The sequence below is a fragment of the Cellulosimicrobium arenosum genome, from assembly GCF_014837295.1.
In the GTDB taxonomy this organism is placed as follows: Bacteria; Actinomycetota; Actinomycetes; order Actinomycetales; family Cellulomonadaceae; genus Cellulosimicrobium; species Cellulosimicrobium arenosum.
This window is the reverse complement of the sequence record NZ_JACYHB010000005.1, coordinates 175,718-188,088: the sequence shown is the minus strand read 5'-3', so window position 1 is coordinate 188,088 and position 12,371 is coordinate 175,718. Positions and strand designations below refer to the sequence as shown.

Below are 12,371 nucleotides of genomic sequence, written 5' to 3'. Positions count from 1 at the left end.
CAGCGCGGCCCCGGGGCGAGCATGCACCTGCTCCCACCCGAACATGCGGCTACCGCCCGTAGCGAAACCGGGACGGGCAGCAGCCCCATGTTCGGCCGTCGGCTTGTCATGACTGCTCCGCGCCAGCTGGTGGGCAGTGCTTCGCTCGCGGAGTGAGACGGCGTGACCGGATCGTGACCCTCGGTGACGTCCCGTTAACAGAACGGTGAAATCCCCCGAAACACGACCTCTCTAGCGTCGACACCAGTGGGCACCGAACCGGGCACACGGTTGTATACCGCCTCGGTCCCGGTGCGCGCAGCACGCGACCGCCCTCGTCTCCGCGGTCGCGCCGACACGCTGAAAGGACCTTCGGTGACACCTTCACGCGCCACGAACCGCCTGGCCCCCGCCGCCGCACTCGTCGTCCTCGCGCTCACGCTCACGGCGTGCGGTGCGAAGACCGAGTCGGGTGAGGAGGCAGGTGCCTCCGGTGCAGCCGAGAGCTGCGTCGACACCTCCGGGGACACCGTCAAGATCGGGTTCCTCAACTCGTTGTCCGGCACCATGGCGATCTCCGAGCAGACCGTCCACGACTCCCTCGAGCTCGCCGCCGAGGAGATCAACGCCGACGGCGGCGTCCTCGGCAAGCAGCTCGAGATCGTCTCCGAGGACGGCCAGTCGGAGCCCACCGTCTTCGCCGAGAAGGCCGAGAAGCTCATCACGAGCGACTGCACCGCGGCCGTGTTCGGCGGCTGGACCTCCGCGTCGCGCAAGGCCATGCTCCCCGTCTTCGAGGCTCAGGACTCGCTGCTGTTCTACCCGGTCCAGTACGAGGGCCTGGAGGCGTCGCCCAACATCTTCTACACCGGCGCGACGACCAACCAGCAGATCGTCCCCGCGCTCGACTACCTCAAGGAGCAGGGCACCGAGTCGATCTTCCTCGTCGGCTCCGACTACGTGTTCCCACGCACCGCGAACAAGATCATCAACGCCTACGCCGAGGCCAACGGCATGGAGGTCCTCGGCGAGGAGTACGCGCCGCTCGGGCACACCGACTTCTCCACCATCGTCAACAAGGTCAAGGCCGCCGACGCGGACGCCGTCTTCAACACCCTCAACGGCGACTCCAACGTCGCGTTCTTCAAGGAGTACAAGAACGCCGGCCTCGGCCCGGACGACATGCCCGTCGTGTCCGTGTCTATCGCGGAGGAGGAGGTCGGCGGCATCGGCGTCGACAACGTCGAGGGCCAGCTCACCGCCTGGAACTATTACCAGACGATCGACAGCCCCGAGAACGACACGTTCGTCGAGGCGTTCAAGGCCAAGTACGGCGACGACCGCGTCACGTCGGACCCGATGGAGGCCGCGTACACGTCGCTGTACCTGTGGAAGGGCATGGTCGAGAAGGGCGAGTCGTTCGACGTCGCCGACGTCCAGGAGGCGGCCGACGGCGTCACGTTCGACGCGCCCGAGGGTTCCGTCACGGTCAACGGCGACAACCACCACATCGCCAAGACCGCGCTCGTCGGCAAGATCGGCTCCGACGGTCTGATCCACACCGAGTGGAGCTCGGGTGAACCGATCGAGCCCGACCCGTTCCTCGAGGGCTACGACTGGGCCGAGGGCTTGTCCTGACGTGTCTTCCCGCTGGGCTGAGCCCGGTCCTTCGGGGCTGAGCCCGGTGGGGGCCGGGGGTCTGCGCGCCGGGTCTCCATCCGCCCGCTCGTTCCTCGCGGGCTCCCGCCAGGCCCGCCACGACCCGGCGCGCACACCCCCGGCCCCCACCTCGTCCGCACGTGGCCATCCCCGTCGCCCGGCACTGCTGGTCCTGTCCGGCCGCTCTGGTCCGTCACGTGACGTGGCGTGGAGTGTGGTGTCGGTCCCGGCCGGTGCCGAGACCGCACGTGACGCGTGAGGTGGTCGGCGGAGAAGGGACGGCGGGTCGTGGCGGGCCTGGCGGGAGCCCGCGAGGTACCAGCGGGCGGGTGGGAGTCCCCCCCCCCCCTCTCCCCCGACCCCCCGAGGGGGCGCGCGGGGGGGGGGGGGGGGGGGGGGGGGGGGGGGGGCCGGGGGGGGGGGGGGGGGGGGCGCCCCCCCCCCCCCCCCCCCCCCCCCCCACCGCCGGACCCGACCACGGCCACGGCCACCGAGCCAGCCGCCGACACCACGCACCCGAAGAGCAAACCCGTCCACCGCACGAACACCGGAAGGCGCGACGCCCATGGATGTGCTGTTCTCCCAGCTGTTCGCGGGACTGAGCCTCGGCTCCGTCCTGCTCCTCGCCGCCCTCGGGCTGGCTCTCACGTTCGGCCAGATGGGCGTCATCAACATGGCGCACGGCGAGTTCATGATGGCCGGCGCCTACACGGCGTTCGTCGTGCAGGGGGTCGTCGGCAGCGCCGGCGTCTCGCTGCTCGTGTCGCTGCCGCTCGGGTTCCTCGTCGGCGGGCTGCTCGGGCTGCTGCTCGAGGCGACGCTCATCCACCGGATGTACAAGCGGCCGCTCGACACGTTGCTCGTGACGTGGGGCGTCGCGCTCGTGCTGCAGCAGGTCGCACGCGACGTGTTCGGTGCACCCAACGTCGACGTCCGCTCGCCGTCCTGGTTGAGCGGTGCAATCGACCTGTTCGGCATCGGCATCCCCAAGACGCGGGTGTTCATCCTCGCACTGGCCGTCGTCGCGGTCGTCGCTCTCGCCGTCGTGCTCAAGGCGACGCCGCTGGGACGGCGGATCCGCGCCGTCGTGCAGAACCGTGACCTCGCCGAGGCGAGCGGCGTGTCCACGCGGGCCACCGACCGGCTGACGTTCTTCATCGGGTCCGGCCTCGCCGGCATCGCGGGCGTCGCGCTGACCCTCCTCGGATCGGTCGGTCCCACGCTCGGCACGAGCTACATCGTCGACGCGTTCCTCGTCGTCGTCGCGGGTGGCATCGGGCAGATCAAGGGGACCGTGATCGCGGCGTTCGCGCTCGGCCTCCTGCAGGCGACGTTCGAGTACTCGACCACGGCGAGCGTCGCCAAGGTCCTCGTCTTCGTCGCGATCGTCGCGTTCCTGCAGGTGCGACCCCAGGGCCTCGTGTCGGTCCGGACGAGGAGCCTCGCATGAGCGCCCTCGATAGCCTCTACCGCTCGTCGCGCGCCCGCGTGATCATCGGGTTCGCGGTCGCCGCGGTCCTGCTGTTCGGCGTCGCGCCCGCGACCATGAGCACGTTCCGCCTCGGCCTGCTCGGCAAGTTCCTGTGCCTCGCGATGGTCGCGGTCGGCATCGGCCTCGCGTGGGGCCGGGGCGGGATGCTCACGCTGGGCCAGGGCGTGTTCTTCGGTCTCGGCGCCTACATGATGGCGATGCACCTCAAGCTCGCCGACGCCGCGCAGGTCGAGGGCTCGGGAGGCGTGCCCGACTTCATGCTCCTCTACGGCTCGGGCGTCGTGCCGGGCTGGTGGGAGCCGTTCCGCTCACCCGTCGTGACGGTCCTGGCGATCCTGGTCGTCCCGGCCGGGGTCGCCGCGCTCCTCGGGTTCGCCGTGTTCACGCGGCGCGTGCGCGGCGCGTACTTCGCGATCCTGTCGCAGGCGCTCGCGGCCGCGTTCGCGATCCTGCTCATCGGCCAGCAGGCCACGACCGGCGGGACCAACGGGCTCAACGGGTTCCGGTCCTTCTTCGGCTACGACCTCGCCGACCCCGTGAACAAGCGCATGCTGTTCTTCATCGCCGCCGGGGCCCTGCTCGTCATGGTCGCGATCGCGCGCCAGCTCATGGTCTCGCGGTTCGGCGAGCTCCTCGTCGCGACGCGCGACCAGGAGGACCGGGTGCGGTTCCTCGGGTACGACCCGGCGAAGATCAAGGTCGTCGCGTACGCGGTGGCGGCGCTCATGGCATCGGTCGGCGGCGCGCTGTTCGTCCCCATCGTCGGGATCGTCTCGCCCGCGGACGTGGGCGTCGTCCCGTCCATCGGGTTCCTCATCGGTGTCGCGATCGGCGGCCGCGCGACCCTGCTCGGACCCGTCCTCGGGTCGATCGCCGTGAGCTGGGCGCAGACCAGCCTGTCGGAGCAGTTCCCGTCCGGGTGGATCTACGCCCAGGGTGCGCTGTTCATCCTCGTCGTCGCGTTCCTGCCCGGCGGGCTCGCCGAGCTGTTCACGCGGTGGCGGCGCTCCCGCCGCACGCCCGTGCCCGACGACGGCACCGCGACGGGGGACGGCGGGGACCCTGGCGACGGGCCCGGCCCCGACGAGTCCGCCGACATCACCGGACCGGCCTACTCGGGGAGGACCTCATGACCGAGCAGCACACCGCACCCGAACCTGCCGCGGGCCTCGAGGAGGGCGTGGCGGGCGTCGGCATCGACGTCTCCTCCGCCGACTCCCTCCTCGGCGTCGACGGCTCGCGGTTCCGCCACGACTACCTCGAGGTGCGCGGCCTGCGGGTCGAGTTCGACGGCTTCGTCGCCGTCCAGGGCGTCGACCTCACCGTCACGGCGGGCGACCTGCGCTTCCTCATCGGACCGAACGGGGCGGGCAAGACGACGATCGTCGACGCGATCACGGGGCTCGCCCGGGCGACGGGATCCGTGAAGTTCGGGGGCGTCGAGCTGCTCGGGAGGAAGACGCACCGGATCGCTCGGGCCGGGGTCGGACGCACGTTCCAGACCGCGAGCGTCTTCGAGGAGCTCAGCGTCCTGCAGAACCTCGACATCGCCGCGGGAGCGCGGCGCGGACCTGCGGCACTTCTGCGCCGCCGCGGCCGGGTGCCCGAGTCCGTCGAGCAGGCGCTCGAGACCATCGGCCTCGCGCACCTGCGCGACACCCAGGCCGGGATCCTCGCGCACGGGCAGAAGCAGTGGCTCGAGATCGGCATGCTGCTCGTGCAGGACGCCCGGCTCCTCCTGCTCGACGAGCCCGTGGCCGGCATGAGCCAGGCCGAGCGCGAGCAGACGGGTGACCTGCTGCAGCGGATCGGTGCCCAGCGGACCGTCGTCGTAGTGGAGCACGACATGGAGTTCCTGCGCTCCTTCGCCTCGTCCGTGACGGTCCTGCACATGGGCCGCGTCCTCGCCGAGGGCACGTACGCACAGGTCCAGGCGGACCCCCGCGTCCAGGAGGTCTACCTCGGCAGCGCGGGTGCCACCCGCGGTGCGCGCCGTGGTGGCCGAGGGACGACGGGGACGGACGACAGCACGGCCGGCGACGAGAAGGAGGCGTGATGCTCGAGCTCACGGGACTGCACTCCGGCTACGGCCGGACCATGGTGCTGCACGGCGTGGACCTCACGGTCCCCGCGGGCGGCGTGGCCGCCGTGCTGGGGCACAACGGCGCCGGCAAGACGACGCTCCTGCGCACCGCGCTGGGGCTGCTCAAGCCCCGCTCGGGGAGCGTCGTGCTCGACGGCGAGGACGTGACGCGGCTGCCCACGTACCAGCGCGTGCGGCGCGGCCTCGCGTACGTGCCGCAGGGCCAGCAGTCGTTCGGCGACCTCACGGCGCGCGAGAACCTGCAGCTCGTCGCCGACGCCGCCAAGGACGGCATGCGACGCCTGGACGAGGCGCTCGACCTGTTCCCGGCGCTGCGCGGGCTGCTCACACGTCGGGCGGGTCTCCTGTCCGGCGGGCAGCGGCAGCAGCTCGCGATCGCCCGCGCGCTGATCACCGGTCCGCGCGTGCTCGTCCTGGACGAGCCCACCGAGGGCATCCAGCCGTCCGTCGTCACCGAGATCGAGGACGCGATCCTCTCGCTCACGGACACCGGCGGGATGTCCGTGCTGCTCGTCGAGCAGCACGTGGGCTTCGCCCTCGGTGCGGCGCGCGACTACGTCGTCCTGCAGGCCGGGCGCGTCGCGAGCGCCGGGTCGGGCGGGGAGAGCGCCGAGGAGAGCGTCCGGGCCGCGATGGCGGTGTGACGTTGCCCGACGACGCGCCGTCGCTCCGGGAGTCGGTCTACACCCGGTTGCGCGCCGACATCCTCGACGGTCGCGTCGACGCGCGCGAGAGGCTCACCGAGCCCCGGCTCAGCCGGGAGTTCGAGGTCTCGCGCACCCCGGTACGCGAGGCACTGTCCCGGTTGCTGTCCGACGGCCTCGTCGTGCGGACCGACTTCGGGTACGCCGTCGTCGTGCCGACCCTCGTCGAGCTCAGCGACCTGTACGAGCTGCGCCTGAGGCTCGAGCTCGCGGGCGTGGACCGCGTGCTCGAGAACCGGGACGTGCGGTACGACACCCAGGCGCTGGCGGCCGAGCTGTCGCACTGGGTCGCGCTGGGTCAGGACCCGCCCGAGCCGGAGCCCGACCTCGTCCTGCTGGACGAGCACTTCCACGCGGTCCTCTCGCGGGCTGCCGGCAACGCCCGGACCACCGCGGCGCTCGTCGAGGTCCACGAGAAGATCCGGGCGGTGCGCCGGCACGACGTCGTCGACGCCGCCCGGCTGGTCGCCACGATCGCCGAGCACGTCGAGATCCTGGAGCTCGTGCTCGACGAGCGGCTCCCCGAGGCCCGGTCGCGGCTGCGCGCCCACCTGGGGGAGTCGCTCGCCGGTGTGGGGGAGCGGGCAGGCCGCGCGCTGTCGCGGCAGGCGCTCGCCGCCACGCCTCTGCGCAGGTTGCGATAACGGCCCGACGCGGGCCGTCAGCGCGTCGTGAACAGGCGCGCCGCCTGGGCCTCGGCGTCGTCGTAGATGGTCGCGGTGGAGCCGAGTGCGGCGGTGATGGCGTCGAGCGACGACTCCATCTGGGTCTGCGTCGTCTGCCACTGCGCCATGACGCCCGCGAAGGCGATCGCCGCCGACCCGGTCCAGCAGTCCTTCAGGTCGTCGAGCTGTCGCATCATCGTCGCCACGTCGGTGCGGATCGTGGCCACCGACGTGCTCACCGCCGTGCTCGCCTGGGACACCCGCATGCTGTCGACCGCGTACCTGCTCATGTCGTCCTCCGTGCTCCCGGGCCCCTCGTGGGCCGCCGCACACCGGCGACGTGCCGGCGTGTGGGCAGGACGCTAGGTCACCGCACGACGGGGACGCACGGTTCCGTCCGTCTCCTGTGGAGAGCCGGTCAGCGCGTCGCGCCTGTGGAAGCCGAGGATCCTTGGCTCGCCTCGGCCGCGGCGAGCTTCGACTGTTCCTTGCGCAGCCGCTGGAGCTCGGCGTCGACGTTCTGGCGGGCCGGGTTCTCCCACGCGGCGCCGAGCGGCGAGGAGAACAGCGAGCGCCGTTCGAGCAGCTTGGTGAGGATCGCGATGCGCGCCCGCACGTAGTCGGCGGGCGGGATGTGCGCGTACTCGTCGCGGACGTCGTTCAGGTACTCCTTGTACCGCTGCGGCTCCGAGGCGAGCATCGCGAGGTCCGCATCGCACAGCACGGCGCAGTCGAAGTCGGTCGGGTCCGGTGCGTGCCGGACGAGGGCGTTGACGAGGTGCGCCACGCGCTCCGCCGCCTTGTCCGGGACCCCGAGGCCCTCGAGCTCCGTGAGCGCGAGCGCGGCGCTGGCCGTCTCGTCCTCCCCGCCCTTGCGCGCGTACGCAGCCCGGTCCTCCGCGTCGAACACGACGCCGTGGTACCACGCCGCGAGCCGGACGAGGTCCGGGTCGTGCGTCTCCTGCGAGAGCTCGTCGACCCGCCCGAGGACGTCCGCGAGGTGTCGCAGGTTGTGGAAGTGCCGGCCGGGCTTGTCCCACCGGTCGAGAAGACTCTGCCCGACGGCCCGGAGGTCCTCGTCGGGAGCCGTCGCCCCGGCGCCTCTGGCGCTGCGGACGAACGAGGAGCAGAACCACTGCGGTGCGTCGACACTGTTGACGCCCATGAACTCAGCCTTCTTCGACAGACGGTGTGCGGGACGTGGGTCCGGTTCGGGCTGGGCTGCCCGGTGGTTCCCTACGTCGTCCGCGGATCCGCTGACGGGATCTCTCCCCAGCGTAGGTCGGTCCACGCACGACGCGCGCCATCGTAGCGGGAACGCTGTCACGGTTGGGTCACGAGTTCTGACGGGGCGCGACGACCCGCGGACTGCCGAGGCGACGGTGCGCCGGCCTCAGCCGTCGAGCGGGAGCTCGATCCGCACGGTGAGTCCGCCGCCGTCGGTCGGCTGGACCGCGACGTGCCCGTGGTGCGCGGCGACGATGGCGGCGACGATGGCGAGGCCGAGCCCCGATCCGCCGGACTCGCGGTTGCGGGAGGAGTCCGCGCGGTAGAACCGCTCGAACACGCGCCCCTCCTGGCCGGCGGGGACCCCGGGGCCGTGGTCACGGACCTCGACGACCGCGGTCGCGGCGGCGGGCGTCGTGGTGGGCCGATCCCCGGGCGGCGGCGGTGCCTCGACCGACCCGAGCACGATCTCCGTCGCGGTGCCTGCGGGCGTGTGGCGCGCGACGTTGCCGACGAGGTTCGCGAGCACCTGGCGCAGGCGGTCCTCGTCGCCGACGACGCGCAACGAGTCGGGCGCGATCGCACCGGGGGCCAGACCGACGATCCGGACGTCGCGCGACGGGTCCAGGGCGTGCAGGTCCTGCGCCGAGTCGCGGGCCAGCGCCGCCACGTCGACCGGGTCGTGGCGCAGCGGCCTGCCCTCGTCGAGCCGCGCGAGCGCGAGCAGGTCGTTGACCAGACCGCCCATGCGCCGCGCGGAGTCCTCGATGCGGACCATCGTGTCGTCGACCTTGTCGGGCGTGTCGAGCGCGCCCATGCGGTACAGCTCGCCGTAGCCGCGGATGGCGGCGAGCGGGGTGCGCAGCTCGTGGCTCGCGTCGGACACGAAGCGCCGCATGCGTGCCTCGGACGCCTCCTGGACGGCGAAGGCGTGCTCGATCTGGGTGAGCATCGCGTTGAGCGAGCCCGCGAGCGAACCGACCTCGGTCGTCGGCGGGGCGGGCCGCACGCGCCGGGCGAGGTCGCCCCCGGCGATGCCGGCAGCAGTCTCCTCGATCTCGCGCAGCGGCCGTAGCGCGCGGTGCACGAGCAGGTACGCCACGGCGCCCCCGACGAGCGCGATCCCGAGCGCGGCCAGCGCCAGCGCGCGGGCGAGGAAGTTCACGGTGTCGTGGATACCGGTGAGGGGCAGGGCGACGAACGCGCTCTCGGTGGCACCCGACGCCGACGCGCGGGTCAGCGGGATGACCCGCCACTGCGTGGGGTCGACGGGCTCCGCCATGGTCGAGGTCGCGGCGTCGACCGTGAACGGCTCGCCGCCGAGCGCCTCGACCTCGGGCTCGGACATCGCCGGGATGTCGGGTGTCCCGTAGCGGACCACGGTCACGTCCGTGCGGCGCTCGGCCTCGCTGCCGTCGGCGAACCGGTACAGCACGTAGTAGTCGGACGGCATGCTCGCGGTCGCACCCGGGACGTCGCGGAACGGTTGGTTGGCAAGGTCCTGGGCGGTGCGCCGGAGCTGGTCGTCCACCTGCTGCACGAGAAAGCTCGACACGACCGTCGACGTGACGACCGCGGCGATCCCGAGCCCGCCGGCGAGCAGCAGGACCGTGATCGCGACGAGCCGGGTCCGCAGCGGGATCCTCGCGAACCAGCTCCAGCCCGCGGTGGGCACCGGGCGGCCGTGGGGGCGGGCCGCCGTCGGGCCCGGGGTGGGCTCGCCCACGGGCCCGGCGGGCGGCAGGGGGACCGACGTCGCGCCCGACGTCGCGTGGTCGGGTCCCGCCGTCATGCCGACGAGGCCCCGGGCGGCTGGCGCAGCAGGTAGCCCACGCCGCGCTTGGTGTGGATGAGCGGCGGCAGCGCGACCGGCTCACCGTCCGGGCCGGGCACGGTGAGCGTGTCGATCTTGCGGCGCAGGTAGGAGATGTAGGACTCGACGATGTTGGCGTCGCCGCCCCAGTCGTACTGCCAGACGTGGTCGAGGATCTGCGACTTGGAGAGCACGCGGCCGGCGTTGAGCATGAGGTAGCGCAGCAGCTTGAACTCGGTGGGGGACAGGTCGACGTCGATGCCGGCGCGGCGCACCTCGTGCGAGTCCTCGTCCATCTCGAGGTCGGCGAAGCGCAGCACCGCGTCCTCGACGGGCTCGGCGTGGGTGCGGCGCAGCACGGCGCGGATCCGCGCGACGACCTCCTCGAGGCTGAACGGCTTGGTCACGTAGTCGTCGCCGCCGACCGTCAGCCCGGTCACCTTGTCACGCGTGTCGTCCTTGGCGGTGAGGAAGACGACGGGCGTGTGCTGGCCCCGCTCCCGCATCCGGCGGGTGACGGTGAAGCCGTCCATGTCGGGGAGCATCACGTCGAGCACCACGAGGTCGGGGTCGAGGTCGCGCACGAGCCGGAGCGCCGCCTGGCCGTTCTCGGCCGCGTGCACCTCGAACCCGGCGAACCGCAGGGACGTGGCGAGGAGCTCGCGGATGTTCGGCTCGTCGTCGACGACGACGAGGCGGGCCTCGGGTGCACTCATCCCCCTATCTTGCGCACGAACACTGAGAACCGCCTGGGAACCACCTCCATCCCCTGGTGGTCACCCGTGGCCGAGAAGCTCACTTCTCGCGGGCGTGGGTTCTGGGCGGCAGGATGAGAGCGTGCGGATCTCGGTGGGGCAGCGGCGTCTCGTGCTCGTCTCGCGGCAGCTCGCTCTCGGCAGTGCCCAGCAGGGGCTCCCGGCCGCACGGGACGTGGAGGACGTCGTCGACCGGCTCGTCGCGCTGCACGCGACCGACGCCCCGAGCGTGTACCTGTCCGTCCTGGCGCGCGTGCCCGGCCTGACGCTCGACGACGTCCGCGCCGCCCTCTACGACCGCCGCACCGTCGTCAAGGTGCTCGCCATGCGCCGCACCATGTTCGTCGTGCGACGCGACGTGGTCCCCGTGGTCCACGCGGCGGCGGCCGCGGCCGTCGCGCGCCGGTTGCGGACCCGGCTGCTCAAGGAGCTCGCCACCCTCTCCACGGACCCGCCCGTGCCCGACGCCGCGGCCTTCCTCGCCGCGACCGAGCAGCAGGTGCACACCGCCCTCACCGACCACGGCCCGCTCGACGGCGCGAGCCTGTCGCGCGCCGTCCCCGCGCTGCGCACCGCGTTCCTGCCCACGACGGACAAGTCGTGGGACGTGCGCCGGACGATGACGTCCCAGCTCATGGCGCTGCTGTCCGCGGAGGGGTCGGTGGTCCGGGGCGAGCCGCGCGGCTCGTGGTCGTCCAACCGCCACCTGTGGTCGCCCATGACCGACTGGTTCCCCGGCGGCATCCCCGAGCTGGACGAGGCCGCGGCGCGGGTGGAGCTCGCCCGCGCCTGGCTCGCCGCGTTCGGCCCCGCGACCGAGCGCGACCTGCAGTGGTGGACGGGCTGGAACCTCGGCCAGACCCGCGCGGCGCTCGCCGCGCTCGACCTGCGCGAGGTGGACCTGGAGGTCGGCGCGCCGGACGGGGAGGGGGAGAGCGCCGTCGCGCCGGGGGTCATGCTCGCGGGCGAGGCGGGGGAGGTGACGCTCGACCTGATGTCCGACGCCGCGGCGTCCGCCACGGTCGAGGGTCACGTCGCGCTGCTACCCACCCTGGACCCGACGACGATGGGCTGGACGCAGCGCGACTGGTACCTCGGCCCGCACCGGGCGCCCCTGTTCGACCGCGCGGGCAACGCGGGCGCGACGATCTGGTGGCAGGGGCGGATCGTCGGCGCCTGGGTCGTGCGGCCGGGCGGGGAGCCCGTGTACCGGCTGCTCGAGGACGTCGGCGCCGACGCGCGTGCACGCGTCGCCGCCGAGGGTGAGCGGATCGCCCACCTGCTCGGCGGCGACGGCGTGACCGCGTCGTTCCCGACGCCGTTGTACCGCGAGCTGTACGCCGGTCAGAGGTAGCGGACCGGGTCGAACTCCTCGAGCGGGATGATCCGCACGCGCGGCAGGACGGTCGTGAACGCGCCGACGTGGTCCTCGAGGTCGAACACCTCGAGGCCGCGGGCCGTCAGCTCCGTGAGCCGGATGTTGACGAACTCGCGGAACGCGAGCACCCCGACCCGCCGGTCGGCATCACCGAGGAGCGTCTCCACCTGGGGGAGGAAGTCGCCGTCGTGGCTGGCGAGCATGACGTCGCCGGGCCGGTCCGCGATCGCGTCCAGCGTGCGCTGGATACCGATGTCCACGACCTTCTCGTTGCCGGACCCCGCGAGCGGGATGGGGCGGTACCCCATCGCGAGCAGCGCCTGCACGAACGACATCGGCATCTGGCCCGACGTCGCGTTCAGGAAGAACAGCGGCGTGACCTCCTGCCCCCACGCCTGGCGCGCGAAGTCGACGATCCGGTCCCAGCGGGGCCGCTCCTCGGGGTTGGGGCGGTGTCCCAGGACGTTCATGCCGAGCGTCGCGTCGATGTTCTCCCCGTCGACGACGAGGTAGGTGCGGCGCGGCGGCGCGGTGGCGGCCTGCAGGTCGGCGGTGCGCTCGACGGCGCCGTGGTCGGACATGCCGGCCAGCCTAG

The 12,371-nt window shown here is 72.6% G+C and carries 12 protein-coding genes; 7 read left to right on the top strand and 5 right to left on the bottom strand.

Annotated elements, in window-relative coordinates:
* The first annotated feature begins 354 nt into the window (after positions 1 to 354).
* From urtA to IF651_RS08350, 6 genes are all read left to right on the top strand, one after another.
* Entirely contained in the window at positions 355 to 1,617 is a 1,263-nt protein-coding gene (gene urtA / locus IF651_RS08375) for an urea ABC transporter substrate-binding protein (RefSeq protein WP_191828647.1), read from the top strand.
* 586 nt (positions 1,618 to 2,203) lie between these two features.
* On the top strand, positions 2,204 to 3,088 hold the full coding sequence (urtB, locus tag IF651_RS08370) for an urea ABC transporter permease subunit UrtB (protein WP_191828646.1): 885 nt from the start codon (positions 2,204 to 2,206) through the stop codon (positions 3,086 to 3,088).
* Complete coding sequence (gene urtC, locus IF651_RS08365) at positions 3,085 to 4,263, top strand: urea ABC transporter permease subunit UrtC (RefSeq protein WP_191828645.1); 1,179 nt, start codon at positions 3,085 to 3,087, stop codon at positions 4,261 to 4,263. Before urtB ends, urtC begins: the two co-directional genes overlap by 4 nt.
* Entirely contained in the window at positions 4,260 to 5,186 is a 927-nt protein-coding gene (urtD, locus tag IF651_RS08360; protein WP_191828644.1) for an urea ABC transporter ATP-binding protein UrtD, read from the top strand. Before urtC ends, urtD begins: the two co-directional genes overlap by 4 nt.
* On the top strand, positions 5,186 to 5,878 hold the full coding sequence (gene urtE / locus IF651_RS08355; RefSeq protein WP_191828643.1) for an urea ABC transporter ATP-binding subunit UrtE: 693 nt from the start codon (positions 5,186 to 5,188) through the stop codon (positions 5,876 to 5,878). Before urtD ends, urtE begins: the two co-directional genes overlap by 1 nt.
* Complete coding sequence (locus IF651_RS08350) at positions 5,875 to 6,582, top strand: GntR family transcriptional regulator (protein ID WP_191828642.1); 708 nt, start codon at positions 5,875 to 5,877, stop codon at positions 6,580 to 6,582. The genes urtE and IF651_RS08350 overlap by 4 nt, the downstream gene beginning before the upstream one ends.
* A 17-nt stretch (positions 6,583 to 6,599) precedes the next feature.
* Here IF651_RS08350 and IF651_RS08345 read toward each other — a convergent pair whose 3' ends face one another.
* The 4 genes from IF651_RS08345 to IF651_RS08330 all read right to left on the bottom strand — a co-directional run bounded on the left by IF651_RS08345 (position 6,600) and on the right by IF651_RS08330 (position 10,359).
* On the bottom strand, positions 6,600 to 6,893 hold the full coding sequence (locus IF651_RS08345) for a WXG100 family type VII secretion target (RefSeq protein ID WP_191828641.1): 294 nt from the start codon (positions 6,891 to 6,893) through the stop codon (positions 6,600 to 6,602).
* 128 nt (positions 6,894 to 7,021) lie between these two features.
* The gene (locus tag IF651_RS08340) at positions 7,022 to 7,768 is read right to left on the bottom strand and encodes an HD domain-containing protein (protein ID WP_191828640.1); all 747 of its coding nucleotides are present in this window, start codon (positions 7,766 to 7,768) and stop codon (positions 7,022 to 7,024) included.
* Between the two features lie 228 nt (positions 7,769 to 7,996).
* Positions 7,997 to 9,622, bottom strand: a complete 1,626-nt coding sequence (locus IF651_RS08335; protein ID WP_191828639.1) for a sensor histidine kinase — start codon at positions 9,620 to 9,622, stop codon at positions 7,997 to 7,999.
* The gene (locus IF651_RS08330; RefSeq protein WP_191828638.1) at positions 9,619 to 10,359 is read right to left on the bottom strand and encodes a response regulator transcription factor; all 741 of its coding nucleotides are present in this window, start codon (positions 10,357 to 10,359) and stop codon (positions 9,619 to 9,621) included. The genes IF651_RS08335 and IF651_RS08330 overlap by 4 nt, the downstream gene beginning before the upstream one ends.
* A gap of 121 nt (positions 10,360 to 10,480) precedes the next feature.
* Here IF651_RS08330 and IF651_RS08325 point away from each other — a divergent pair, with 121 nt between their 5' ends.
* The gene (locus tag IF651_RS08325) at positions 10,481 to 11,752 is read left to right on the top strand and encodes a DNA glycosylase AlkZ-like family protein (protein ID WP_191828637.1); all 1,272 of its coding nucleotides are present in this window, start codon (positions 10,481 to 10,483) and stop codon (positions 11,750 to 11,752) included.
* Here the strand turns inward: IF651_RS08325 and IF651_RS08320 are convergent.
* Complete coding sequence (locus IF651_RS08320; protein ID WP_191828636.1) at positions 11,743 to 12,357, bottom strand: NYN domain-containing protein; 615 nt, start codon at positions 12,355 to 12,357, stop codon at positions 11,743 to 11,745. The two genes, IF651_RS08325 and IF651_RS08320, sit on opposite strands and share 10 nt — an antisense overlap.
* Positions 12,358 to 12,371: the final 14 nt, after the last annotated feature.

What these genes read in the sequence shown, in the direction of transcription:
- urtB (WP_191828646.1), top strand. Translation starts at nt 2,204, where the DNA reads ATGGATGTGCTGTTCTCCCAGCTGTTCGCGGGACTGAGCCTCGGCTCC.
- urtC (WP_191828645.1), top strand. Translation starts at nt 3,085, where the DNA reads ATGAGCGCCCTCGATAGCCTCTACCGCTCGTCGCGCGCCCGCGTGATC.
- urtD (WP_191828644.1), top strand. Translation starts at nt 4,260, where the DNA reads ATGACCGAGCAGCACACCGCACCCGAACCTGCCGCGGGCCTCGAGGAG.
- urtE (WP_191828643.1), top strand. Translation starts at nt 5,186, where the DNA reads ATGCTCGAGCTCACGGGACTGCACTCCGGCTACGGCCGGACCATGGTG.
- IF651_RS08345 (WP_191828641.1), bottom strand. Translation starts at nt 6,893, where the DNA reads ATGAGCAGGTACGCGGTCGACAGCATGCGGGTGTCCCAGGCGAGCACG.
- IF651_RS08340 (WP_191828640.1), bottom strand. Translation starts at nt 7,768, where the DNA reads ATGGGCGTCAACAGTGTCGACGCACCGCAGTGGTTCTGCTCCTCGTTC.
- IF651_RS08335 (WP_191828639.1), bottom strand. Translation starts at nt 9,622, where the DNA reads ATGACGGCGGGACCCGACCACGCGACGTCGGGCGCGACGTCGGTCCCC.
- IF651_RS08330 (WP_191828638.1), bottom strand. Translation starts at nt 10,359, where the DNA reads ATGAGTGCACCCGAGGCCCGCCTCGTCGTCGTCGACGACGAGCCGAAC.
- IF651_RS08320 (WP_191828636.1), bottom strand. Translation starts at nt 12,357, where the DNA reads ATGTCCGACCACGGCGCCGTCGAGCGCACCGCCGACCTGCAGGCCGCC.